Origin of the sequence: Paraburkholderia diazotrophica, from assembly GCF_038900755.1 — a bacterium.
Classification (GTDB): domain Bacteria; phylum Pseudomonadota; class Gammaproteobacteria; order Burkholderiales; family Burkholderiaceae; genus Paraburkholderia; species Paraburkholderia diazotrophica_A.
Genome location: NZ_JBBPEN010000006.1, coordinates 147953 through 171597 on the forward strand (window position 1 = coordinate 147953; position 23645 = coordinate 171597).

17 protein-coding genes are annotated in these 23645 nt (G+C 64.6%); 11 read left to right on the forward strand and 6 right to left on the reverse strand.

Annotated features, from left to right (window positions below; all coding sequences use genetic code 11):
- Nucleotides 1-351: 351 nt before the first annotated feature.
- The 5 genes from AABE10_RS20240 to lipA all read left to right on the forward strand — a co-directional run bounded on the left by AABE10_RS20240 (nucleotide 352) and on the right by lipA (nucleotide 5723).
- Nucleotides 352-1461, forward strand: coding sequence for an ATP-NAD kinase family protein (locus AABE10_RS20240; protein WP_342935031.1), 1110 nt, complete (start codon nucleotides 352-354; stop codon nucleotides 1459-1461).
- 103 nt (nucleotides 1462-1564) lie between these two features.
- The gene (locus tag AABE10_RS20245) at nucleotides 1565-2548 is read left to right on the forward strand and encodes a thiamine pyrophosphate-dependent dehydrogenase E1 component subunit alpha (RefSeq protein WP_342935032.1); all 984 of its coding nucleotides are present in this window, start codon (nucleotides 1565-1567) and stop codon (nucleotides 2546-2548) included.
- 41 nt (nucleotides 2549-2589) lie between these two features.
- Nucleotides 2590-3594 carry an alpha-ketoacid dehydrogenase subunit beta gene (locus tag AABE10_RS20250; RefSeq protein WP_342935033.1) on the forward strand — a complete coding sequence of 335 codons (1005 nt, stop codon included), beginning with the start codon at nucleotides 2590-2592 and terminating at the stop codon, nucleotides 3592-3594.
- Between the two features lie 36 nt (nucleotides 3595-3630).
- Nucleotides 3631-4743, forward strand: coding sequence for an acetoin dehydrogenase dihydrolipoyllysine-residue acetyltransferase subunit (locus tag AABE10_RS20255; RefSeq protein WP_342935034.1), 1113 nt, complete (start codon nucleotides 3631-3633; stop codon nucleotides 4741-4743).
- Between the two features lie 2 nt (nucleotides 4744-4745).
- Nucleotides 4746-5723, forward strand: a complete 978-nt coding sequence (lipA, locus tag AABE10_RS20260; RefSeq protein ID WP_342935035.1) for a lipoyl synthase — start codon at nucleotides 4746-4748, stop codon at nucleotides 5721-5723.
- A 78-nt stretch (nucleotides 5724-5801) separates the two neighbouring features.
- Here the strand turns inward: lipA and AABE10_RS20265 are convergent, their stop codons facing one another.
- Complete coding sequence (locus AABE10_RS20265) at nucleotides 5802-7268, reverse strand: NAD-dependent succinate-semialdehyde dehydrogenase (RefSeq protein WP_342935036.1); 1467 nt, start codon at nucleotides 7266-7268, stop codon at nucleotides 5802-5804.
- A gap of 29 nt (nucleotides 7269-7297) precedes the next feature.
- Nucleotides 7298-8581 (reverse strand): 4-aminobutyrate--2-oxoglutarate transaminase, encoded by a 1284-nt coding sequence (locus AABE10_RS20270; protein ID WP_342935037.1) that lies wholly within the window; start codon nucleotides 8579-8581, stop codon nucleotides 7298-7300.
- A gap of 119 nt (nucleotides 8582-8700) precedes the next feature.
- Between AABE10_RS20270 and AABE10_RS20275 the strand changes: the two genes are divergently transcribed.
- Nucleotides 8701-10257 (forward strand): PLP-dependent aminotransferase family protein, encoded by a 1557-nt coding sequence (locus tag AABE10_RS20275; protein ID WP_342935038.1) that lies wholly within the window; start codon nucleotides 8701-8703, stop codon nucleotides 10255-10257.
- A gap of 50 nt (nucleotides 10258-10307) precedes the next feature.
- Here the strand turns inward: AABE10_RS20275 and AABE10_RS20280 are convergent, their stop codons facing one another.
- From AABE10_RS20280 to phnC, 4 genes are all read right to left on the reverse strand, one after another.
- A complete protein-coding gene (locus AABE10_RS20280) occupies nucleotides 10308-11144 on the reverse strand; it encodes a DMT family transporter (RefSeq protein WP_342935039.1) in 837 nt (278 codons plus the stop codon).
- 233 nt (nucleotides 11145-11377) lie between these two features.
- Nucleotides 11378-12211, reverse strand: coding sequence for a phosphonate ABC transporter, permease protein PhnE (gene phnE / locus AABE10_RS20285; protein ID WP_342935040.1), 834 nt, complete (start codon nucleotides 12209-12211; stop codon nucleotides 11378-11380).
- On the reverse strand, nucleotides 12208-13179 hold the full coding sequence (phnD, locus tag AABE10_RS20290) for a phosphonate ABC transporter substrate-binding protein (RefSeq protein ID WP_342935041.1): 972 nt from the start codon (nucleotides 13177-13179) through the stop codon (nucleotides 12208-12210). The genes phnE and phnD overlap by 4 nt, the downstream gene beginning before the upstream one ends.
- A 57-nt stretch (nucleotides 13180-13236) precedes the next feature.
- Nucleotides 13237-14088 (reverse strand): phosphonate ABC transporter ATP-binding protein, encoded by an 852-nt coding sequence (phnC, locus tag AABE10_RS20295; protein WP_342935042.1) that lies wholly within the window; start codon nucleotides 14086-14088, stop codon nucleotides 13237-13239.
- Between the two features lie 292 nt (nucleotides 14089-14380).
- Between phnC and AABE10_RS20300 the strand changes: the two genes are divergently transcribed.
- The 5 genes from AABE10_RS20300 to AABE10_RS20320 all read left to right on the forward strand — a co-directional run bounded on the left by AABE10_RS20300 (nucleotide 14381) and on the right by AABE10_RS20320 (nucleotide 23611).
- Entirely contained in the window at nucleotides 14381-15418 is a 1038-nt protein-coding gene (locus tag AABE10_RS20300) for a M14 family zinc carboxypeptidase (RefSeq protein ID WP_342935043.1), read from the forward strand.
- Complete coding sequence (locus AABE10_RS20305; RefSeq protein WP_342935044.1) at nucleotides 15415-16218, forward strand: alpha/beta hydrolase; 804 nt, start codon at nucleotides 15415-15417, stop codon at nucleotides 16216-16218. The genes AABE10_RS20300 and AABE10_RS20305 overlap by 4 nt, the downstream gene beginning before the upstream one ends.
- 363 nt (nucleotides 16219-16581) lie before the next feature.
- A complete protein-coding gene (locus tag AABE10_RS20310; protein WP_342935045.1) occupies nucleotides 16582-21426 on the forward strand; it encodes an NAD-glutamate dehydrogenase in 4845 nt (1614 codons plus the stop codon).
- A gap of 142 nt (nucleotides 21427-21568) precedes the next feature.
- On the forward strand, nucleotides 21569-22642 hold the full coding sequence (gene selD, locus AABE10_RS20315) for a selenide, water dikinase SelD (RefSeq protein ID WP_342935046.1): 1074 nt from the start codon (nucleotides 21569-21571) through the stop codon (nucleotides 22640-22642).
- 42 nt (nucleotides 22643-22684) lie between these two features.
- Nucleotides 22685-23611 (forward strand): cation diffusion facilitator family transporter, encoded by a 927-nt coding sequence (locus AABE10_RS20320; protein ID WP_342935047.1) that lies wholly within the window; start codon nucleotides 22685-22687, stop codon nucleotides 23609-23611.
- The last annotated feature ends 34 nt before the right edge of the window (nucleotides 23612-23645 follow it).

A 23645-nucleotide genomic window follows, 5' to 3' on the forward strand; every position in this document is an offset into this window, starting at 1 on the left:
ATCGCAACACACGAGACGGCTGAGACAAACGTCTCAACCGTGCGTGAGACAGTCGTGAGACGCGCATCGTTCGATGGCGCAACGCATGCGCGGCCCATCGCGACGACATGCGCATCGCGAGAGGCGCGATGTGCGTCATGTGCGCTGCGTCATGCGACGGCTGTCGCGTCTGCGCCTGCATCGTGTCGATTGCCTGAAACCCTCGCCGCACAAGGCTTTCAGCGCTTCGCGCGAACGCATCGAGACGTTGGCATGCGTGTTGCAGTAATGCCCGTCACACGAAGCGGTCTTTGCGCACCTTCGCGCACGACACGCAAGCCGCTATCGACAAGCACATCAGGAGACAAGCCCGTGGCATCGCCCACCACTGTCGGCGTGATTGCGAACCCCGCGTCGGGTCGCGACATTCGCCGCCTCACGACCCATGCGTCCGTATTCCCGACGGCCGAGAAGGCCAACATGGTCGTGCGTCTGCTCGCGGGACTCGGCGCGCTGGGCGTCGATCGCGTGCTCACGTTGCGCGATCGCACGGGTGTCGCGTCGCTGCTGCTGCGCGCGCTCGACACGCACGCGGCGACAGGTTCAGCCGAGCGCTGGCCCGAAGTCGAGTTCGTCGATCTGCCCATCACCGAGTCCGTCGCCGATACGCATGCGGGCACGGCTTACATGGTGCGCGCAGGGGTCGAGCTGATCGCCGTGCTGGGCGGCGATGGAACGCATCGCGCAGTGGCCGCGCATAGCGGCGGCGTGCCGCTGCTGACGCTTTCGACGGGCACCAACAACGCGTTTCCCGACATGCGCGAAGCGACGGTAGCGGGTCTTGCGGGCGCGCTCGTCGCGTCGGGCGTCGTGCCGCCCGATGTCGCGTTGACGCGTAACAAGCGGCTCGTCGTGCGCTGCGTCGCGGGTCCGAATCGTGGCCGCGAAGAGATCGCGCTCGTCGACGTGTGCGTGAGCCGTCAGCGTTTCGTCGGTGCGCGCGCCGTGTCCGAGCCATCGGATATCGAGTCGCTCTTTCTCACGTTTGCTTCGCCCGACGGCATCGGTTTGTCATCGATCGGCGGCGCGTGGGCGCCTGTCGAGCGCACCGCGCCGCACGGCTTGCACCTGACGTTCGCGCGGCCCGACGAGCATGGCGCGTTCAACGGCGATGGCGTGCCCATCTTCGCGCCGATCGCGCCGGGCCGCATCGATCAGGTGACGATGCGCAGCTGCGAGCGCTTCGAGGTCGGCGACTGGCTGCCCGTCGATGCGTGCCGCGGCACGCTTGCGTTCGACGGCGAGCGCGAAATCGAAATAGAACGCGACGACCGCTATGAAATCTCGCTCGACTGGAGCGGCCCGTTGACCGTCGACGTGAGCCGCACGCTGCGCTTCGCGGCGTCGCGCCAGTTGATGCGCGAGATGGCGGGCGCATCGATGCATGCCATCGCGCGAGCGCATGCATACATGCAGTCGTAAGCACAGTCACAAGCGCACGCGAAACAAAGGGAGTTCATTCAATCAAGCGGAGCCCACTCCGCGACCGCTGCAGTCACGATCGACATCATCAAGGAGACACACCATGTCTGTTTCGAGTCAGTTGAGCAGGGAGAAACTGCTGGAAGCGTATCGGTCGATGCGCACCATTCGCGAGTTCGAAGAGCGCCTGCACGTCGAGTTCGCGACGGGCGAGATACCCGGCTTCGTGCACCTGTACGCCGGCGAAGAGGCGTCGGCCGTGGGCACGATGCTGCATCTGAACGACCGCGACTATGTGGCGACGACGCACCGCGGCCACGGTCACTGCATCGCGAAGGGCGTCGACGTGCACGGGATGATGGCCGAGATCTACGGCCGGCAGACGGGCGTGTGCAAAGGCAAGGGCGGCTCGATGCACATCGCCGATCTGTCGAAGGGGATGCTCGGCGCGAACGGCATCGTCGGCGCGGGCGGCCCGCTCGTCTGCGGCGCGGCGCTCGCGGCGAAGCTGAAGAAGACGGGCGGCGTGGGCGTGTGCTTCTTCGGCGATGGCGCATCGAACCAGGGCGTGATCTTCGAATCGATGAACCTCGCGAGCGTGTGGCGTCTGCCGGCGATCTTCGTCGCGGAGAACAACGGCTATGCGGAGGCGACGTCGTCGACATGGTCGGTGTCGTCGGACAACATCGCGGACCGCGCGAGCGGCTTCGGCATGCCGGGCGTGATCGTCGACGGATTCGATTTCTTCGCGGTGCATGAAGCGCTGGGCGAAGCGATCGAACGCGCGCGCGGAGGCGGCGGACCGACGCTCATCGAAGTGAAGCTGTCGCGCTACTTCGGCCACTTCGAAGGCGATGCGCAGACCTATCGCGCGCCGGGCGAAGTGCAGAAGTTGCGTGACGAAAAGGATTGCCTGAAGCGTTTCGAAGAGCGCGTCGTGCGCGCGGAGATGTTGACGTCCGACGATCTGCGCAAGATCGACGCGGACGTGAAAGCGCTGATCGACGATTCCGTCGTGAAGGCGAAGTCAGCGCCGCTGCCGACGGAAGCCGACCTGCTGACCGACGTGTACGTGTCGTATCCGTAACTCATCGCGATCACCCTCTTCAAACGAATCTGGAGACAGACATGGCACGCAAGATCACATTTTCTCAGGCGATCAACGAAGCACTGAGTCAGGAGATGGCGCGCGACGAAAGCGTCATCGTGATGGGCGAAGACAACGCAGGCGGCGCGGGTGCGCCCGGCGAGCAGGACGCATGGGGCGGCGTGCTCGGCGTCACGAAAGGGCTCTTCCACAAGTATCCGGGCCGCGTGCTCGACACGCCGATCTCCGAAGGCGGCTTCATCGGCGCGGCTGTGGGCGCGGCGGCGGCGGGCATGCGTCCCGTCGCCGAATTGATGTTCATCGACTTCATGGGCGTGTGCTTCGATCAGATCTTCAATCAGGCCGCGAAATTCCGCTATATGTTCGGCGGCAATGCCGTGACGCCCGTCGTGATCCGCACGATGCAGGGCGCGGGCCTGCGCGCGGCCGCGCAGCACTCGCAGATGCTGACGTCGCTGTTCACGCACGTGCCGGGGCTCAAGGTCGTGTGCCCGTCGACGCCTTATGACGCGAAGGGCCTGATGATCCAGGCGATCCGCGACAACGATCCCGTCATTTTCTGCGAGCACAAGCTGCTGTACAGCCGCGAAGGCGATGTGCCCGAAGAGCTGTATTCGATTCCGTTCGGCGAAGCGAATGTCGTGCGTGAAGGCGACGACGCGACCATCGTCACGTATGGCCGCATGGTGCACTACGCAACGGACGCCGCCGACAGGCTCGCGAAAGACGGCATCAAGGCCGAGGTGATCGATCTGCGCACGACGTCCCCGCTCGACGAGGACACGATTCTGGAGAGCGCGGAACGCACGGGCCGCGTCGTCGTGGTGGACGAAGCGAATCCGCGTTGCTCGGTGGCGACCGACATCGCAGCGCTCGTTGCGCAGAAAGCGTTCCATTCGCTGAAGGCGCCCATCGGGATCGTGACGGCACCGCATACGCCCGCGCCATTCTCGGGCGTGCTCGAGGATCTCTACATTCCGTCGGCGGACAAGATCGCCGCCGCCGTCAAAGAGACGCAGCATTGACGCGGCATCAACATGCACCAAGCGAGGAACTGAGCAATGTCGATTCACATGATCACGATGCCCAAGTGGGGCCTGTCGATGGAGCAGGGGCAGGTCAACGGCTGGCTGAAATCGCAAGGCGACAAGGTGGCGAAGGGCGATGAAGTACTCGACGTGGAGAGCGACAAGATCGCGTCGGGTGTCGAATGCGCGTTCGACGGCACGTTGCGCCGGCAGATCGCGCAGGAGGGCGACACGCTGCCCGTCGGGGCGCTGCTGGGCGTGGTATCCGATGCCGACGATTCGGACGCCGACATCGATGCAGCCGTCGAAGCATTTCAGCGCGACTTCGTGCCGCTTGCCGCCGATTCTGCGGATGCAGGCCCGCAGCCCGAGAAAGCGCAAATCGGCGGACGCACGGTCCGTTACCTGAAGATCGGCGAAGGCGGCACGCCCGCCGTGCTGATCCACGGCTTCGGCGGCGATCTGAACAACTGGCTCTTCAATCACGCCGACCTTGCCGCGCATCGCACGGTGTATGCGCTCGATCTGCCGGGACATGGCGAATCGACGAAAGCCGTCGAGTCGGGCAGCGCGGACGAACTCGCCGACAGCGTGATCGCGTTTCTCGACGATCGCGGCATCGAGCGCGCGCATCTCGTCGGGCACTCAATGGGCAGTCTCGTCGCGATGACGGTGGCCGACAGGGCGCCGCAGCGTGTGGCGTCGCTTGCGCTGATCTCGGGCGCTGGGCTGGGCAGCGAGATCAATCGCGAGTACATCGACGGATTCGTCGCGGGCAACAGCCGCAATACGCTGAAGCCGCATCTGACGAAGCTTTTCGCCGATGGCTCGCTCGTCACGCGACAACTCGTCGAGGACATCGTGAAGTACAAGCGGCTCGAAGGCGTGAGCGAGACGTTGCAGAAGATCGCGTCGTCGTCGTTCAGCGAAGGCGTGCAGCAGCGCAGCTATCGCGAGCGTATCGACAGTCTCGCGCCGCGCACGCTCGTGATCTGGGGCGAGCTGGACCAGATCATTCCGGCGAGCTACGCGCAGGGATTGCCCGGCGATATCCGCGTGCATGTGCTGCAAGGCAAGGGGCACATGGTGCAGATGGAGTCGGCTTCCGAAGTGAACCGCCTGCTCAACGACTTCTTCGGAGCGTGACGATGGATGGCGCGCCGCAGACGTCCGCGCACGACAGCGTGACTGCGCTTGGGCAGCACGGCAAGCGTGCGCGCGAGAAGCTCGCGCGCATTCCCGTGAAGGTCGTGCCGCCCGAGCGCCGTGACGCGTTGCCGAAGCCGTCATGGCTGCGCGCGCGGCCGATGATGAGCGAGACGGTGGCGGGCATGGCGTCGATACTGCGCGAGCATCGTCTGCATTCGGTGTGCGAGGAGGCGATGTGCCCGAATATCGGCGAATGCTTCGGACAGCGCACGGCGACGTTCATGATCATGGGCGGTATCTGCACGCGCCGTTGCGCGTTCTGCGACGTCGCGCACGGCCGTCCGTTGCCGCTCGACGACGAAGAACCGGCGCGGCTCGCCGATGCCGTGGCCGCATTGGGGCTGCGCTATGTGGTGATCACGTCGGTGGATCGCGACGATCTGCGCGACGGCGGCGCGGCGCATTTCGCGCGCTGTGTCGCGCTGTTGCGAGAGCGCGTGCCGGGCATACGCGTCGAAGTGTTGACGCCGGACTTCCGGGGACGTGTCGATCGCGCGCTCGATGCGTTATCCGCTGCGTGGCCGGATGTGTTCAATCACAACGTCGAGACGGTGCCTTCGCTGTATCGGGCGGCGCGGGCGGGCGCGGATTATCGCGGCTCGCTGGCGTTGCTGAGGCGCGTGAAGAAGGCGAATGCATCCGTCGTCACGAAGTCGGGCTTGATGGCGGGCCTCGGCGAACGCGACGATGAGTTGCTGGACACGATGCGCGACATCCGGGAGCACGAAGTCGATGTGCTGACGATCGGGCAATATCTCGCGCCATCGAAATTCCATATGCCCGTCAGGCGGTATGTTTCGCCGCATACGTTCGATGCATTCAGAGCGGAGGGGCTGAGGATGGGGTTCAGGGAAGTGGTGTCCGGACCGCTCGTGCGCTCTTCGTATCATGCGGGTGAGACGGCGGGGGTGGGGTGATGAGGTTGTGATGAAACGAAACAGGCCGGTTGCATGACAGGCAACCGGCCTGTTCGTTTACGCGTGCTACTCAGGGAATCACACGCCCCCCATGCACATATACTTGATCACGACATACTCGTCGATCCCATAGTGCGAGCCTTCGCGGCCCAGGCCCGACTGCTTGACGCCGCCGAACGGCGCGACTTCATTCGAGATTGCGCCCGTATTGATCCCGACCATCCCGAACTCCAGCGCTTCCGCGACGCGCCAGATGCGGCCGATATCGCGGCTATAGAAGTACGACGCGAGGCCGAATTCGGTGCTGTTCGCCATCTCGATCACTTCGGCGTCCGACGTGAAGCGGAACAGCGGCGCGAGCGGCCCGAACGTTTCGTCGCGGGCCACTTTCATGTCCGGCGTCACATCGGCGAGCACGGTCGGCTCAAAGAAGCCGTGACCGAGCGCATGACGCTTGCCGCCCGTCACGACGCGCGCGCCTTTCCCGAGCGCATCTTCGATATGCGATTCGACCTTGAGCACCGCTGCTTCGTTGATGAGCGGCCCTTGCTGCACACCTTGCTCGGTGCCGTATCCGACCTTGAGTTTCGCGACGGCTGCGCTCAGCTTCTCCGCGAACGCATCGTAGACGCTGTCGTGCACATAGAAGCGGTTCGTGCACACACAGGTCTGGCCGCTGTTGCGGTACTTCGATGCGATTGCGCCGTCGACGGCCGCATCGAGATCGGCATCGTCGAACACGATGAACGGCGCGTTGCCGCCGAGTTCGAGCGATACCTTCTTGACGGTCGGCGCGCACTGCGCCATCAGCAGACGCCCGACGCCCGTCGATCCCGTGAACGACAGCTTGCGCACGATGGCGTTGCTGGTCATCTCGCCGCCGATCGGTTTCGGATCGCCGGTGACGACGCTGAAGATGCCGGCCGGCACGCCCGCGCGCTCGGCGAGCACGGCAAGCGCGAGCGCCGACAGCGGCGTGGCTTCGGCAGGCTTGACGATGATCGGGCAGCCGGCCGCGAGCGCCGGGCCGACCTTGCGCGTAATCATCGCCGCCGGGAAATTCCACGGCGTAATCGCAGCGCACACGCCGACGGGCTCTTTCGTCACGACGATGCGCTTGTCGCTGGCTACCGTCGGGATCGTGTCGCCGTAAACCCGCTTCGCTTCTTCGCCGAACCATTCGAGGAATGAGGCCGCGTAGCCGATTTCGCCCCTTGCTTCGGCGAGCGGCTTGCCTTGCTCCGTCGTCAAAATCAACGCGAGATCGTCGGCGTTCGCGAGCATCAGGTCGTTCCACTTGCGCAGGATTTCCGCACGCTGCTTGCCTGTCTTCGCCTTCCATGCGGGCCACGCCTTGTTCGCCGCTTCGATCGCGCGGCGCGTCTCCTGCGCGCCCATGCGCGGGACGTGCGCGATGAGCTCGCCCGTCGCCGGGTTCAGTACTTCGAACGTTTCGCCGTTGTCGGCGCCTTGCCATTCGCCGTCGATATACGCGTTGCCTTGCAGCAGAGACGGGTCTTTCAGTTTGCTACGCAGATCGGTCATCTCGGTTTGTCCTTTGCTTGTCGGCGACTTCAGGCAGCGACGCCCACGGTCTCTTTCAGCGCATCTTCGAGAATGGCGAGCGCCTCGTCGAAGAGGGCATCCTGAATCGTCAGCGGGAACAGGAAGCGGATGACGTTCGAATAGACGCCGCACACCAGCAGCAGAAGCCCGCGTTCGAGCGCGCGCGTCTGCACGCGCTTCGTGAAATCGGCATCGGGCTCCGACGTGCCTGGCTTGCAGAACTCGACGGCCACCATCCCGCCGGGCCCGCGCACGTCGGCCATCTGCGGCACTTCTGCCTGCAGCGCTGTGAGGCGGCCCTTGAGCCGGTCGCCGAGTTCGACGGCGCGCTCGCAAAGTTTTTCTTCATCGATGATCGACAGCACGGCATGCGCCGCAGCCACCGCCAAAGGATTGCCCGCATACGTGCCGCCCAGTCCGCCGGGCGCGGCTGCATCCATCACATCCGCGCGGCCGACCACGCCCGACAACGGCATGCCGCCCGCGAGACTCTTGGCCATCGTCATCAGATCGGGCACGACGTCGTAGTGATGCATCGCGAACAGCTTGCCCGTGCGCGCAAAACCCGTTTGCACTTCATCGGCGATCAGCAGAATGCCGTGCTCGTTGCACAGCTTGCGCAGCGCGCGCACGAACTCGGCGGGCGCCGGATAGAAGCCGCCTTCGCCTTGCACCGGCTCGAAGATGATCGCCGCGACGCGCTTCGGATCGATATCGGCCTTGAACAGATGCTCGATCGCCTTCAGCGAGTCGGCCGTGGTCACGCCATGCAGCGGATTCGGGAACGGCGCATGGAAAACATCGGCGGGGAACGGGCCGAAGCTCAGCTTGTACGGCGCGACCTTGCCCGTCAGCGCCATGCCCATCATCGTGCGGCCATGAAAGGCACCCGTGAACGCGATCACGCCCGAACGGCCCGTCGCCGCGCGCGCGATCTTGATCGCGTTTTCGACGGCCTCGGCGCCCGTCGTGAAGAACGCCGTCTTCTTCGGATAGTCGCCCGGCGCGCGCTCGTTGATCTTCTCGGCCAGCTCGACATACGACGCATACGGCACGATCTGATACGCCGTGTGCGTGAACTGGTCCAGTTGCGCGCGCACGGCCTCGACGATCTTCGGATGGCGATGGCCCGTGTTGCACACGGCAATGCCCGCCGCGAAGTCGATCACGCGACGGCCCTCGATGTCCCACAACTCCGCGTTCTCCGCGCGCGCAGCGTAGAAATCGCACATCACGCCCACGCCGCGCGGCGTGGCGGCGTCCTTGCGGCTCTTCAGTTCGGCATTCTTCACGGAGATCTCCTGGTTGGGTTCGTTCGCGCGCTCGCGTTCGTCGCGGCACATGCAGCGACTATACTTATATTTGGCTCTAGGTTTCAGAGCCATTTCAATAAAAAACCAGGAGCCAATTCATGCGCGCGAGCGTACTGTCCGACTGGCTGGCCCAGCGTCTCGACCGTGGCAACGGTCAGCCCGTGTACCGGCAGCTGCATCGGCTGCTGCAACAGGCGATCCTCACGCGCGAGTTGCCGGCGGGTAGCAAGGTGCCGTCGTCGCGGCTGCTCGCGAGCGAACTGGGCATCGCGCGCAACACGGTCACGCAGGTCTACGAGCAACTGGCGCTGGAAGGTTATGTGTCGTCCGCGACGGGGCGCGGCACGTTCGTCGCCGATACGTCGCCGGATGAAATCGTCGGATCGCCCGATGCGCAGGCCATGCCGATGCGTTCGAGCGCATTGGAGCAGTTGCAGCAGGCGCTGCCGCCTGCCCGGTCGAAAGCGCTGCTGCCCGCCCAGCCCGTCACGCGGGCGCTGTCGCAGCGCGGCTCGCGGCTGATCGCGGGCGCGGGCGTGTCGAAGCGTCAATGGGGCGCGTTCATGCCCGGCGTGCCTGATGTCACGCGCTTTCCCGCGCGCGTGTGGAGCCGCCTGCACAACAAGTACTGGCGGCGTCTGCGGCCCGATCTGCTCACTTACGCGCCGGGCGGCGGCCTGTCCCTGCTGCGCCACGCGCTCGCGGACTATCTGCGCACGTCGCGCTCGGTGCGCTGCACGCCCGAGCAGATCGTCATCACGACGGGCATTCACCAGTCCGTCGATCTGGCCGTGCGTCTGCTGACCGATCCCGGCGACGTGATCTGGACGGAAGATCCGTGCTATTGGGGCGTGCGCAGCGTGATGCACGTGTCGGGATTGAAATCGCGGCCGATTGCCGTCGACGAGGAAGGCATCAACCCGTCGCCCGACGATCTCGCGCATCCACCGAAGCTGATGCTCGTGACGCCGTCGCACCAGTACCCGCTCGGCATGGTGATGAGTCTCGCGCGTCGGCGGATGCTGCTCGAATACGCGCGGCAGCACCAGTGCTGGATCATCGAAGACGACTACGACAGCGAATTCCGCTACGGCAACCGGCCGCTTGCTTCGTTGCAGGGACTCGACACGACGGGGCAGGTGATCTATGTCGGCAGCTTCGGCAAGACGCTGTTTCCGGGGCTTCGGATCGGCTATCTCGTCGCGCCCGAAGCGCTGGCCGAGAGCTTCGCGACGGCGAGCGCCGAGCTCTATCGCGAAGGGCAGTTGCTGCAGCAGGCGATGCTCGCGGAGTTCATCAGCGAAGGGCATTTCACGTCGCACATCCGCAAGATGCGCACGCTCTATGGCCAGCGGCGTTCCGCGTTGCTGGACGCCGCCGCGAGTCGCTATGGCGACGCGTTGCCCGCCGTCGGCGGAGATGCGGGCCTGCATCTGGTGATGCAGCTTCCCGAAGGCACCGACGATCGCGCCGTCGCCGCGGCCGCGCTCGAACGCAATATCGTCGTGCGTCCGCTGTCGGGGTATTACGCGCAGGCGTCGCGCGCGCAGTCGGGGCTGTTGATCGGCTATGCGTGCGTGCCCGACGACGAGATCGCGCCCGCATTCGACACGCTCGCGCAAGCCATCGACGCGACCTTGCCGCTCTTCGCGTGAGTGCGCGTGCGTGTGCGCGAGTGCGCGTGAAAGTCGCGTCAGTAAAGCCGCTATAACCGGATCAGCACCGCGCCGAGCGTGACGAGCGTGCACGCGAAGATACGGCGTGCCGTCAGCCGCTCGTGCATGAACGAAAAGCCGATCAGCACCGCGAAAATCGAACTGAGCTCGCGCAACGCGGACACCATCGCGATGGGCAGATAGCGGTATGCCTCGATGATCAGGCAATACGCGCTCAGCGCGATCACGCCCGAGAGCATCCCTTTGACCATCGTCTCACGCGACGTGAAGAGTCCCTTCGCGCCGCCGCGCCAATACCAGACGAGCAGGAACTGCGGCACGTTCCACAGCAGATAGACCCACATGATGTAGCTCATGCCGTTGCCCGCGACGCGCGCGCCGATGCCATCGACGACCGAGTACGACGCAATGAAGAGGCCCGTCAGCAGCGCGTAGGGCACGCTCTCGCCGGAAAAGCGCATGTCGCGGCGAAACGCGAGCGACACGATGCCGAGCGACACCAGCGCGATGCCCGTCGCCGCCAGCGGCTTCAGCGACTCGTGCGCGAACACGAGCGCGCCGGCGAACACGAGCAGCGGCGAGAGCCCGCGCGCAATCGGATAGATCTGTCCGAAATCGCCGCTGCGATACGCGCGGATCAGCGCGAGGCAATAGCCGAATTCGAGCACGACAGACGCCGCGATGTACGGCCACGCGCCCCGTGCGGGCAACGGCAGCACGGCCACGCAGATCGCGCTGACGATGAGATACGGAATCGACATCATGCCGAGCAGCCAGATGCGGTCTTCGGCGAGGCGCAGGAACGCGTTCCAGCTCGCGTGGAGCATCGCGGACAACAGGACGAGCAGAACGATGAGGGTGTCCATCGAAGGAAAGAGGGGACAGCAAAAGAGTGATTATTCCGCAGACCGGCGATTTGCTGTGGCTTTTTGTGCGAACAGGAGGGGATTTGTGGAAATCGCGCGGGCGGCGTGCTAGTGAGCCAAAGCCGACGCCCAGACCCGCGCCGAACGGCGAGAACCAAAGAAAACGCGGCGCTTGCGCGGGCCCCGATCGAGGCCTGCGCAAGCGCCGCTTCCAATCGACGCGCCTCGAACGCTCAGATCACGCGCTCGCGGAGCTTCGCCGACAGCAGGTCGATCACCGTCACGACGACGATCACCATCAGCATCACGGCTGCCGTCTGCGAGTAGTTGAACGAGCGGATCGACTCATACAGCACGACGCCGATGCCGCCCGCGCCGACCATGCCGACCACCATCGCCGAGCGCACGTTCGATTCGAAGCGGTACAGCGCATACGAAATCCACAGCGGCAGCACCTGCGGCAGCACGCCATAGATGATCTCGTCGAGGCTCGTTGCGCCCGTCGCGCGCACGCCTTCGGCGGGACGCGGATCGATTGCTTCGACGGCCTCGGCGAAGAGCTTCGCGAGCACGCCCGTCGTGTGCACCCACAACGCCAGCACGCCGGCGAATGGCCCGAGTCCGACCGCCACGATGAACAGCATCGCGAACACCATTTCGTTGATCGCGCGGCACGCGTCCATGATGCGGCGCACGGGCTGCACGACCCACGCGGGCGCCATGTTGTGCGCGGACAGCAGGCCGAACGGCACCGCGCACACGAGCGACAGCGCGGTGCCCCACACCGCGACGGCGAGCGTCACCATCATTTCGTGCAGATACGTGCGCCAGTCGCTGAAGTCAGGCGGAAAGAAGTCCCGCGCGAACTGGCCCATGTTGCCCGAATCGGACAGCAGATCGAGCGGGCGCATATCGGCGGGATGCCACGACAGGCCCAGCACGGCGATCACGGCAATCCAGCCGACGAGCGATGTCCAGCTGCGCTTGCCCGCCGCCGCAGCCGTCGCCTTCGACGGCTGCGAGGACGAAGTGGTCGAGCGGTCGGCGCTCAGGTCGGCTGCGTTCATTGCTTTTGTGCTGCGCTGAGTGCGGACAGCCTGGCGTCGATCGCGGCCATCTGCGTCTTGCGGTCTGCGTCGGACAGCGACGTGTCGGCTTCGATCTTCTGCTTCTGCTGAAACAGCGCGACCTGGCGAACGGGCGCGAGCTGCGCGTCCGTCGACGGCGCAAAGCCGCTATAGCCGAAGATGTTCGCCAGCACGGCCTTTTCATGCGCGTCGGTCTTGCCGTAGCCGTAGAAGAACTTGCGCACCTTTTCCTTCGTCGCCTCCGGCAGATCCTTGCGATACACGAGCGGGTCCGACGGAATCAGCGGCGATTTCCACAGCACGCGCACTTGCGCGAACTGCTCGGGGTGGTGCTTTTTCAGCGAGTCGATCTGCTCGGTGTTGTTCGTCGCGATGTCGACCTTGTTGTTCACGACGGCGAGCAGATTCGCTTCGTGGCTCGCGGGCATCACCGTCTTGAACCCCGTGCGCACGTTCACGTTGTTCTTCGCGAACAGGTAGTAGCCGGGGATCAGCGTGCCCGACGTCGAGTTCGGATCGCCGAAGCCGAGCGTCACGTCCTTCGTGTTCTTGAACACGTCGTCGAGCGTCTTGAAGCGGCTGTTCACGTTCGTGATCAGCAGCGAGTAGTAGCCGGCTTCGCCGTTCGCGTAAGTCGTCTTCGCGAACACTTCGCCATTCGAGCGATCGACGGCTTCCATCGCCGATGCATTGCCGAGATACGCGACCTGCACCTTGTTGAAACGCATGCCTTCGATGATGCCCGCGTAGTCGGTCGCGAAGAACGCCTTGACGTTCAGCCCCGTCTGCTTGTTCATGTCGTCGATGAGCGGCTGCCAGCGTTGCTTGAGCACCGACGACGAATCGGTCGAGATGATGCCGAGGTTCAGATCTTCGGCTTGAGCGGCGAAGCTGGCGAAAGCCGACACGGCCGCGACGCCGACGAGCAGAGAGCGCAAAAATTTCATGAGTTTCTGATCCAGGTGAGTGAGTCGGATACTGCGTTGCTGTTGAAAAGAAAGCGGTCAGGCGGAACGCGCCGCATCGAACGGTATGACGCGCGCGCGTGACGACGTGCCTGGCGTGCTGTCGGCGGCAGGGTTGTCTTCGAGCAACTCGCGCGCGTCGTCGCCATAGAGCTTTTGCAGGAGCGCGGGCGTGAGCGCGGACGAAAGCCCGTCATAGACGACCTTGCCGCGCCGCATCGCGATCGTGCGCTTACAGTACTGCATCGCGATATCGACCTGATGCAGCGACACCAGCACCGTCAGCTGATGTTCGACGTTCAGCGTGCGCAGCATGTCCATCACGCGGCGCGACGACTCGGGGTCGAGCGATGCGATCGGCTCGTCGGCGAGGATGATGCGTGCCTGCTGCACGAGCGTGCGCGCCAGCGCAGCGCGTTGCTGCTGGCCGCCCGACAGATTCGACGCGCGTTCGCGCGCATGCTCGCCGATGCCGACCTCATTGAGCGCCGACATCGACAGCTCGCGTTCGCCGCGCGGAAACGCGCCCGTGAGCCTGCGCCACAACGGCAGCCGCGCGAGCGCGCCGATCAGCACGTTCGCTTCGACGCTCAGCCTGTTCACAAGATTGAACTGCTGAAACACGAAGCCGATGTCGCGGCGAATGCTGCGCACTTCGCGCACGATGCGGCCGTTCTGCTGGATCGGGCGGCCGAGTATCGAGACTTGCGAAGGCTGCGCATCCGATGCCGTGAAGCCGGCGATGTGACGCAGCAACGTCGACTTGCCCGAGCCGGACGCGCCGATCAGCGCAACCATTTCGCCTTGTTCGACCCGCAGGTCGATTTCGTCGAGCGCCTTGCGACCATTGCTGAAAGTCTTGCTCAGACGTTCGATGCGGATTGCGTCCATGTGTGTCCTGTCGATGACTCCGGTGCATTGCCGGAATGTGGGACATTCTAGAAAGCGTGTATGACGGTTGAGTGAAGGCGTCGCAACATCTAGACGACTATATCTTTCCGACGAAACCCCAGGACGGCGCGAAAGCGCTGCAATGTGTCACTCATATGACATGCGCGTCGCGATCGGTCGCCTGTCATCCATTGGCAAGCTCTAACCGCTATAGTTGGGGCATCAGCGCGTGAGCCGTCTCCAATAACCTTCGGGGTCTATGAACAGGCCCTAACCACAACGGGCGCCGCCCATGCCACACGCTCTCAGCTTTCTGCCCGACACGTTCACGGAGTACGAAGATCTGAAGGCGATACTCGACGTCGGCAGCGGCAGCTTCGAGATTCATACCGTTTGCGAAACGCACGCGCACGGCAGGACCTTTTCCGTGCACACCGCGAGCATCGGCTCGCGCGATCCGCGGGCGCCCGCGATCGGCTTTTTCGGCGGCATCCACGGGCTCGAACGGATCGGCACGCAACTCGTGCTCGACTACATGCGCGCGCTGCTCGGGCGGCTCGAATGGGACGAACTGCTCGTGCGCCAGCTTCAATCGATCCGCCTTATCTTCATGCCGATCGTCAATCCGGGCGGCATGTGGGCCGCGACGCGCGCGAATCCGAACGGCGTCGATCTGATGCGCAACGCGCCGCAGGACGCCGAGGAGCGCGTGCCGTGGCTCGCGGGCGGGCAGCGGGTCGGTTCGTGGCTGCCGTGGTATCGCGGGCGGCGCGGGTCGCCGATGGAGGTGGAGGCGGCGGCGCTGCTGCGCGTCGTCGAAGAAGACCTGACGGCGCGGCCGCTGTCGTTCGCGCTCGATTGCCATTCGGGCTACGGCTGGACCGACAGCATCTGGTTTCCGTACGCGAAGACGCGCCGCGCGATGGCGCATCTGCCGGAGATGTACGCGCTCAAGACGATGTTCGAGCGCGCGCATCCGCATCACGGCTACATCTTCGAGCCGCAAAGCCATCAATATCTGCTGCACGGCGACCTGTGGGATTGGGCCTACGACCGCACGCCGCCGCCCAACATCTTTCTGCCGATGACGCTCGAACTCGGCTCGTGGCTGTGGATCAAGAAGAATCCGCGGCAGATCTTTTCGCGGCAGGGGATGTTCAATCCCGTGAAGGCGCATCGCACCGCGCGTGTGTTGCGGCGTCACGCGAATCTGCTCGATTTCCTGACGCGCGCCGCGTATGCGCCGCAGCGCTGGCTGCCGCAAGGCCACCGCCGCGACGAGCTGCTCGATCACGCGATCGATCACTGGTACAGGTTCGAGCGCAAATGAACACGTGGATTCTGCTGCGTGGCCTGACACGCGAAGCGAGACACTGGGGCGCGCTGCCCGATGCGTTGCGCGAGGGGTTGGACGGCATCGCGGGCGATGCGTGGGCGGAGGGAAGCCCGCGCGAGCGCGTGCTCACGATCGACCTGCCCGGCAACGGCGAATACGCGAGTCTGCACGCGCCGCTGCGCGTGGCGGAAATGGTCGATTTCGTGCGCGGCGCCGCGCGCGAACGCGGCGCGCCGGGGCCGTACTGCGTGCTCGCGATGTCGTTGGGCGGCATGGTCGCGACCTGCTGGGCGCAGCGGCATCCCGGCGAAATCGCGCGGCTCGTGTTGATCAACACCAGCATGCGGCCGTTCAGCCGCTTCGACGAAAGGTTGCGTCCACGTGCATGGCCGGGGCTCCTACGCGCCGCTCAGCATTGGGAAGCGCCGTCCATTGCCGAGGCAGTGATCCATCGTCTGACGTGCAACAACGGCAAGACGCGCGCCGCCGACCTGAAGACGTGGATCGACATCCGCGCGAGCGCGCCCGTGAGCCGCGCGAACGCGCTGCGTCAGCTGCTCGCGGCGGCGCGCTTCAGCGCGGGAAAGCGGCGGCCCGAGTGCGCGACGCTCGTGCTGTCGTCGCGCGAGGATGGTCTCGTCGATCCCGCGTGCTCGGCATCGCTGGCTGCCGCGTGGGGCGCGGATCACTGGATGCATCCGTGGGCCGGTCACGACCTGCCGCACGATGACCCCGCCTGGACCGTCGAGCGCATTTGCGCGTGGCTCGCGCAGACAGCGGGGCGCGAAAATTAAGAGAATTCGACTAGCCGGTCAATGCGGCCACGAAATCCTCAATACGGTTTTTAAACCTATTCGACGATACGTATTCGATCCGCGCTTTAAAGCGAATCTAAAAGCCTAATGCATCGCCGTCGACGACGCCAATAAGAAGAACCCCAGGCCATGTTCGTCAGGTAACGGAACGAAGCGTTTTTATCCGTATCCAAAGCGCGTTTGCAGCGCTTTTATGCCCTGGAGTCGACACGCTTCTGTCATAGCCGCAAGCAAGCATGTTCGATGCCGTTCGATGTGCGCGCGCACAATCGGTTTCGACCCGACGGGTGCATAATGCGCTTCTATCGATGCAGTCGATTGTCGCCCATCGCGGAGGACGTCATGCAGGCGAAGAACGAAGAAGCCGTTGTACATCTGCTCAACGATGTCGTCGAGTTTGCAAGAGGGCGATTGCCCGAACCGGCGTTCACAGCCGTCGAGCCACTGCTGCGCCGCTACTACGACTTCGCGGATGCAGACGATCTGCAAAGCCGCGGCATTGCCGATCTTTACGGCGCCGCGATGGCGCACTGGCAAACCGCGCAACGCTTCGTGCCGGGCAGCGAACGCCTGCGCGTCTATAACCCGATACTCGAACAGCACGGCTGGCACTCCGATCACACGGTGATCGAGATCGTCAACGACGACATGCCGTTCCTCGTCGATTCCGTCGCGATGGCTGTCAACCGCCTGGGCCTTTCGCTGCATTCGGTGCTGCATCCGGTGTTTCGCATCTGGCGCGGCAGCGACGGCGGCATCGAACGCGTTGCGCCAGGGGGCGCCTCTTCTTCCGACGACGGCCAGTCGCAACTCGCGTCGTTCATTCATTTCGAAGTGGATCGCTGCGGCGATGCCGCGAAGCTCGACGCATTGCGCAACGACATCGCGAAGGTGCTCGGCGATGTGCGCGCCGCCGTAGAGGACTGGCCGAAGATCGTCGAGATCGCGCGCGCGACGATCAAGGACATGGCCGTGCGCGAAACGAGCCCGGAAGGCGTCGAAGCCCGCGCGTTTCTCGAATGGATGGTCGCGGACCACTTCACGTTTCTCGGTCAGCGCGACTATGAACTCGTCACGGACGACGGCCAGTACGGCTTGCGCGGCGTGGCGGGCTCGGGCTTGGGCATTCTGCGCGAGTCGATGCGGCCGCAGGGCGGCCCCGATGTGACGCCGTTGCCGCCTGCCGCCGCCGACATCATCTCGGGCGCCCTCCCTATCTTTCTGACCAAGGCCAATTCGCGCGCGACGGTGCATCGTCCCGGCTATCTCGACTATGTCGGCGTGAAGCTTGTCGGGCCGGACGGCAGGATTTCCGGCGAACGCCGGTTCATCGGGCTCTATACGTCGACGGCTTATACCGCGTCGGCGTCGGAGATTCCGATCGTGCGCCGCAAATGCGCGAACATCGTGCGGCGCGCGGGCTTTCTGCCGAAAGGGCATCTCGGCAAATCGCTCGTGACCGTGCTGGAGACGTACCCGCGCGACGAACTCTTCCAGGCCGACGAGAACCAGCTCTACGACACCGCGATGGGCGTGCTGCGTTTGCAGGAGCATCAGCGCACGCGGATGTTCGTGCGGCGCGACCGCTTCGACCGGTTCGTGTCGTGCCTCGTGTTCGTGCCGCGCGACAAGTACAACACCGATCTGCGCCGGCGCATCGCGAGGCTGCTGATGGCGGCGTTCAACGGCACCAACGCCGAGTTCACGCCGCTGCTATCCGAGTCGACGCTCGCGCGCATTCACTTCGTCGTGCATGCGGAGCCGGGCGCGATGCCCGACGTCGATACGCGCGAACTCGAAGCGCGGCTCATCCAGGTGGCGCGCCGCTGGCAAGACGATCTCGCGGACGCATTGCTCGACGCGTTCGGCGAAGAGCAGGGCAATCGGCTGTTGCAGCAGTACGGCGATTCGTTTCCGGCCGGCTACCGCGACGACTATCCGGCGCGCACGGCCGTGCGCGATATCGAGCTGATCGAGCGCGTGCAGGGCACCGAGCATCTCGCGATGAACCTGTACCGTCCCATCGAATCGGGACCGCGTGCGTTCCGCTTCAAGGTATATCGCGTCGGCGAGCCGATCGCGCTGTCGCGCAGCCTGCCGATGCTCGAGCATCTCGGTGTGCGCGTCGATGAAGAGCGGCCCTATCTGATCCAGGTGCAGGGCGCCGCGCCCGCGTGGATTCACGACTTCGGCCTCGAACTCGCCGACGACACCGAGTTCGACATCGAGCGCGCGAAGGATCTGTTCGAAGATGCATTCGCGCGCGTATGGACGGGCGACATCGAGAACGACAACTTCAATCGCCTCGTGCTGCGCGCGCAATTGAGCGCGCGCGAAGTGACGATCTTGCGCGCGTATGCGAAGTACTTGCGGCAGGTCGGCTCGACGTTCAGCGATGCGTATATCGAGCGCGCGTTGACGGGCAATCCGGCCATCGCGCGCATGCTGGTCGAGCTGTTCGTCGCGCGCTCGGAGCCGGCGACGGGCGCCACGCGCGACGCGCGCATCGACAAGATGCTGCAAACAATCGAAGCCGCGCTGGACCAGGTGCCGAATCTCGACGAGGACCGCATCTTGCGCCAGTTCCTCGGCGTGATCAACGCGACGCAGCGCACGAACTACTATCGGCGTGATGCGATCGGAAAGCCGCGTCCGTATCTGTCGTTCAAGTTCGATCCGGCGAAGGTGCCGGGCCTGCCCGAGCCCAAGCCGATGTTCGAAATCTGGGTGTACTCGCCGCGTGTCGAAGGCGTGCATCTGCGCGGCGGACGCGTCGCGCGCGGCGGCTTGCGATGGTCGGATCGGCGCGAAGATTTCCGCACCGAAGTGCTCGGCCTGATGAAGGCGCAAATGGTGAAGAACGTCGTAATCGTGCCCGTCGGATCGAAGGGCGGCTTCGTCGTGAAGAACCCGCCGCCGCCGACGGATCGCGAAGCGTGGATGCGCGAAGGCGTCGCGTGCTATCAGACCTTCCTGCGCGGCCTGCTCGATCTCACCGACAATCTGTCGGCCGGCGCGGTCGTGCCGCCGCCCGATATCGTCCGGCACGATCCCGACGATCCGTATCTCGTCGTCGCCGCCGACAAGGGCACGGCCACCTTCTCCGATTACGCGAACGCGATTTCGCAGGAGTACGGCTTCTGGCTCGACGATGCGTTCGCGTCGGGCGGCTCGGTCGGCTACGACCACAAGAAGATGGGCATCACCGCGCGCGGCGCGTGGGAATCGGTGAAGCGCCATTTCCGCGAAATGGGCGTCGATACGCAATCGACCGATTTCACCGTGGTCGGCGTCGGCGACATGTCGGGCGACGTGTTCGGCAACGGCATGCTGCTGTCGCCGCATATCCGTCTCATTGCCGCGTTCGATCACCGGCACATCTTTCTTGATCCGAATCCCGATCCCGCTGCGAGCTTCGCCGAACGCACGCGTCTGTTCGCACTCGAACGCTCGAGTTGGGCCGACTATGACCCGTCGCTGATCTCGGCGGGCGGCGGCGTGTTCGCGCGCAGCGCGAAGACGATTCCGCTTTCGGCCGCCGTGCAATCGATGCTCGGCATCACGGTCGCCGCGCTCGCGCCGACGGAACTGATACGCGCGATCCTTCATGCGCCCGTCGATCTGCTGTACAACGGCGGCATCGGCACCTATGTGAAGGCGAGCCGCGAAACGCATGCGCAGGTCGGCGACAAGACCAACGACGCCGTGCGCGTGAACGGTTGCGATCTGCGCTGCAAGGTGGTTGCGGAAGGCGGCAATCTCGGCCTCACGCAACTCGGGCGCATTGAATTCGCGCAGCACGGCGGCCGCGTGAATACGGATGCGATCGACAATTCGGCGGGCGTCGATTGCTCCGACCATGAGGTGAACATCAAGATTCTGCTGGGCCTCGTGGTCGCGGACGGCGAGATGACGGAGAAGCAGCGCAATGCGCTGCTCGCGGAAATGACGGAGGAAGTCGGCCTGCTCGTGTTGCAGGACAACTACTACCAGACCCAGGCGCTGTCGATTGCAGGGCGCTACGCGGCCGAGATGCTCGATGCCGAAACGCGGATGATGCGTTACCTCGAACGCATGGGCCGTCTGAATCGCGTGATCGAATTCCTGCCCACCGACGATGAAATCAACGAACGTCATGCGGCGAAACAGGGTTTGACGTCGCCGGAGCGCGCGGTGCTGCTCGCGTACAGCAAGATGTGGCTCTACGATGCGCTGCTCGAATCCGATGTGCCCGAAGATCCCCTCGTCGCGGACATGCTCGTCGATTACTTTCCGAAGCCGCTGCGTCAGCGCTTCGGCGAGCCGATGCGGCGCCATCCGTTGCGCCGCGAAATTCTCGCGACGCATCTGACGAATGCGCTGATCAACCGCGTCGGCCCCGCGTTCGTGCTGCGGATGATGGAAGAAGCCGATGTAAGTCCCGGCGACATCGTGCGCGCGTGCATCGTCGCGCGCGACATCTTCGATCTGAACGACGTGTGGCGCAACATCGACGCGCTCGACAACCGCGTTGCAGACGACGTGCAGGCGCGCATGTTCGTCGAGATCACGAAGCTGCTGGAGCGCGCGGCACTGTGGATTCTGCGTCATCTGAAGTCCGGCGACGTGAAGGATACGAACGTGACCGACCTGATAGCGCGTTGCCGCGATGCCGCGCAACGGCTCGCGCCGCAACTGCCGATGCTGTTGCCCGCGGCGGATATTGAAGCGTTGTCCGAGCGACAGCGCGTGCTCGTCGATGCGGGCGTCGATAGCGAGCTTGCGGTGCGCGTGGCGAGCGGCGACATTCCCGCTGCGTTGCTCGACATCGCCGAAGTCGCATCGACGACGCAGCGCAGTATCGAGCTCGTGGCAGGCGTGTATTTCGCGTTGGGCACGCAGCTGAACTATGGCTGGATCGGCGAACGCGCAGCGGAACTGCCGACGCCGGCGAACTGGGACGTGATTGCGCGCGCGGGCGCGCTGGCCGAACTCGGGCGCCTGAAGCGCGCGCTGACGACGGGCGCGCTCGCCGAAACGCCCGACGCGAACGACGCGCAGGCCGTCGTCGATGCATGGCGCAGCAAGCGCGAAGCGGTGCTCGGACGCTATGCGCAATTGCTGACGGAGTTGCGCGCGGCAGGCGGCGCGAGCCTGTCGATGCTGCTGGTCGTGGTCGGCGCGATGGCGACGCTCGAACGCCACTGAAAAAGGGAAGGGCGGCGCGCCCGGAACGACGGCGCGCGCCGCCGCTCATGCTGTGGCGGCCTGCGCCCGCGCGCCCTGTTCGACAGCGATGCAGCGGATTGCCCGATAATAGTCGTCATCGACAATCCTTCGCTAAACGATCATGACCGAATCCGCTGCTACTTCCAACGTTGCGTCCGATGTACCGCGTCTGACGAGCCTGTCGCATGGCGGCGGCTGTGGGTGCAAGATCGCACCCGGCGTGCTGTCCGACCTGCTGAAGCGCAACATGCCGATGCCGTCGTTTCCCGACCTGCTGGTGGGCACGGAAACGGCCGACGACGCGGCCGTCTACCGCCTGAACGACGAGCAGGCGATCATCGCGACCACTGATTTCTTCATGCCGATCGTCGACGATCCGTACGATTTCGGCCGCATTGCCGCCACCAACGCGCTCTCGGACGTCTACGCGATGGGTGGCAAGCCGATCCTCGCGCTTGCGCTCGTCGGCATGCCGATCAACGTGTTGCCGCACGACGTGATCGCGGCCGTGCTGCGTGGCGGCGAGGACGTCTGCGCGCAGGCGGGCATTCCCGTTGCGGGTGGCCATTCGATCGATTCCGTCGAGCCGATCTACGGTCTTGCCGCGCTCGGCGTCGTGCATCCGAAGCGCGTGAAGCGCAACGCGTCGGCGCAGCCCGGCGACGTGCTCGTGCTCGGCAAGCCGCTCGGCGTGGGCGTGCTGTCGGCGGCGCTCAAGAAGAATCAGCTCGACGAAGCGGGCTATGCCGCGATGATCGCCGCGACGACGAAGCTCAATCGCCCTGGCGCCGAACTCGCCGCGCTCGACGGCGTTCACGCAATGACGGACGTGACGGGCTTCGGCCTGCTCGGCCATGCGCTCGAACTCGCGCGCGGCGCGAAGCTGACGGCACGGGTGCGCTACGCCGATCTGCCGTGGATCGCGGGCGTCGATGCGCTCGCGGCGGCGGGCACGTTCACGGGCGCATCGGGCCGCAACTGGGCTTCGTACGGCGAGGACGTGCGTCTCGCCGACAGCCTGCCCGCTACGGCACGCACGTTACTCACCGATCCGCAGACGTCGGGCGGGCTGCTCGTATCGTGCTCGCGGTCCGTCGTCGACGACGTGCTCGCGATCTTCCGTGCCGACGGTTTCGATCATGCAGCCGTGATCGGCGAACTGCACGGCGGCGCGTCGCGCATTGAAATCGTCTGATCCTGCGTCGCTCCCCTCGCATCACGACAACTCGAAGAGCCCATGAAAGAAGAATCACCGAAGGCCATTTTTTACGCGCTCGCGGCGAACATCGGCATCGCGCTGTGCAAGTTCGCGGCAGCCGCATTCACGGGTTCGGGCTCGATGTTCGCCGAAGCGATTCACTCGACGGCCGATTGCGGCAATCAGGTGCTGCTGCTGTTCGGCCTGAAGCAGGCGCGCCGGCCCGCCAGCATGTTGCATCCGCTCGGCGCGGGACGCGCGATCTACTTCTATTCGCTGATCGTCGCGTTGCTGCTGTTCTTCGTCGGCGGTGCGTTTTCTGTTTATGAAGGCGCGCACCGGCTCGTTGCGCGCGAACCGCTGTCGCATGCGTATATCGCGCTCGGCGTGCTGGGTGTGTCGGTCGTGCTCGAAGCGTTTTCGCTGATGGGCGCGCTCAAGGAAATCCGCAAGACGAATCCCAACAAGTCGATGTGGCGATGGTTTCGCGAGACGCGCGAGTCGGAACTGCTGGTCGTCACGGGCGAGGACGTGGCCGCGCTGCTCGGTCTCGCGATCGCCTTCGCCGCTGTGCTTGCCACGATGATGACGAGCAATCCCGTGTATGACGCGTGGGGCTCGATCGGCGTCGGCGTGCTGCTGATGGTGATCGCGTATCTCGTTGCGCGCGAAGTGAAGTCGATGATCATCGGCGAATCCGCGAGCCCGGAAGTGCGGCGCGCGATCGAAGCGCATCTGCGCACGCGCAAGGAGATTCGCAGCATCATCAATCTGATCACGTTGCAATGGGGCAAGCACGTGGTGGTCGCGGTGCAGGCGGAGATGATCGACTACGAAAGCGGCCGCGCAATGGTCGACGCGATCAATATCGTCGAAGCAGATCTTCAGGAGAAGTTTCCACAGGTGCGGTGGGTCTTTTTCGAACCGGATGTGCCGAGAGTGCGCACCGAGGCTTCTCTCGATTAAAAGCGCTATGCTTTTTTGTATTTGCCTTTCTTTT